We start from the raw sequence: 1,948 nt of genomic DNA, 5'->3' as shown, positions 1-1,948 counted from the left end.
TACTCTAACGCATTGAAATCCTTGATTTGTTGTACCAATTGTTGTACCTTAGAATCACGTTACATTCGTTTGCATCAGCAAGTTACAAAAAAAATTCACTTGATTGCATTCGTTTATAAAAATAGATTTTTAAACCATAATTCAAAATCCAATGGCTTCAATCAAATTAGTACTTCGCACCAACCAAGAAGATAAAACAGGGCACAGTCCATTGTATATCCGGTTAATCAAGGATCGTAAAACAAAATTTATAGCAACTGGAGTAAAGTTGAAAGAAAACGAATGGGATGATGTCAAACAAAAAGTAAAACGCAATTATCCCAATTCAACGAGAATGAATGCTTTCTTATCTCAAAAGATTGCAGATGCAGAAGCAATGGTTGCTGATAACGAGCGAAAGCGTGGAAATATCTCCGCTAAGCGATTAAAAGAAGCGATCAAAGGAAAAGATATTAAGAATTTCTTTGAATATGCTTACGAGCGTTGTGAACGTATCAGAGGGAATGTATCACCTCAAACCTATAAAGCTTATAAAATGAATATTCAAAAGTTCGAGAAGTTTTTAGGTACAAACGAAATCTACTTTGAAGATATCACAGTAACAGTTTTAAATGATTATGTCAATTTTATGAGCAATCGTTTAAAGAATGGTTCTACAACTATGCATTATGCTTTAAATATTCTGGCGATAATGTTTAAAGATGCCATTCGTGAAGAAGTCATCACTTTAAATACTTATCCGTTTGCGAGTGTAAGAATCAAAAAAGACAAGAGTACAAGACTGTTTTTAAACAAAGAACAAATAGAGCAGCTAAAAAATCACAAGAGTTCATCTGGTCAAACAGATACGTATTTCCGTGATATGTTTATTTTCAGTTGTTATGCGGGTGGATTACGTTTTGGTGATGTCGTTACCTTACAATGGAAAAACTATGATGAAAACGAACAACGTATCAGATTAAACATTCGTAAAACGAAACGTTCACATCAATTCAAAGTAGGTCAATCGGCTTTAGAGATTTTAAACAAATACAAGAAAGAAACTTCCGAATCAGATGATTTTATTTTTCCAATCATTTCAGAAGCAAATTTCTTCGAACAATCCAACGAATACCAACTAAAAGTAATAGCTGCCAAAAATACTTTATGTGGTCAGAAATTGCGTAGAATCGGTAAAGAATTAGAATTTCCATTCTCGTTATCATTCCATTTAAGCCGACATACATTTGCAACCCAAGCTTTAGCTAACGGAATGCGTATTGAGTACGTTTCAAAATTGTTAGATCACTCAGATATTGGAACAACTCAAATCTATGCAAAAATCGTAAACGACGAATTAGATAAAGCAGTAGAGCAATATATAAAATAAGAAAGCAAATAATCTCTCCAGCGACACATTTTGTCTTTGTAATATGTTAATTTACATCAAATTACACTATAAAAGGTTAATTGCTAAAACTTAATTTATGATGAAGTATTTGATAAAAGAAACTGTACAATTCAAAGAGTTTACACAAGTTGCTTTACACAATGTAAAGTCAGAAGAATTTGATATTATAGAGGAAGAACCTCTTACAAATGACGGGTATTGTCAAGCATTAATTGACAAAATATTTGAGATTTCTCATTCTGAAATTGCTGATTTTATCAAACATCAACTTTTATATGCAAAAGATAAGCTACATTGGATTAATAAGTTTGAAAAGTTAGTTTCAGTAAATGAATTTCTGTTTGAAAAAGGAAGAAATAAAACTCGTTTAATGAAAATTTATACTTCAACAGAAATAATTCGATTAGGTTTATATAAACCAATAGAGATTAAAGACGAAGAAAGACCTGCACCGAGATACATCAATGCAGATTCAGAAGAACGATATTTTTCTTTTTATAAAACGCAGAAAAATTTGGAACAGATGGAAGATTATTGCGATCAAATCTTTTTCTTAAC

At 31.3% G+C, this 1,948-nt stretch carries 2 protein-coding genes; both read left to right on the top strand.

Annotation, left to right across the window (positions count from 1 at the left end; all coding sequences use genetic code 11):
* Window positions 1-151 precede the first annotated feature (151 nt).
* On the top strand, window positions 152-1,369 hold the full coding sequence (locus tag N5E64_RS15530; protein WP_280038298.1) for a site-specific integrase: 1,218 nt from the start codon (window positions 152-154) through the stop codon (window positions 1,367-1,369).
* A gap of 97 nt (window positions 1,370-1,466) precedes the next feature.
* Window positions 1,467-1,948, top strand: a 482-nt coding sequence (locus N5E64_RS15525; RefSeq protein WP_280038297.1) for a hypothetical protein, incomplete at its 3' end; no start/stop codon positions are given.

Source organism: Empedobacter sp. GD03739, from assembly GCF_029843245.1.
Taxonomy (GTDB): Bacteria; Bacteroidota; Bacteroidia; order Flavobacteriales; family Weeksellaceae; genus Empedobacter; species Empedobacter falsenii_B.
This window is presented reverse-complemented; position numbering and strand designations above follow the sequence as displayed.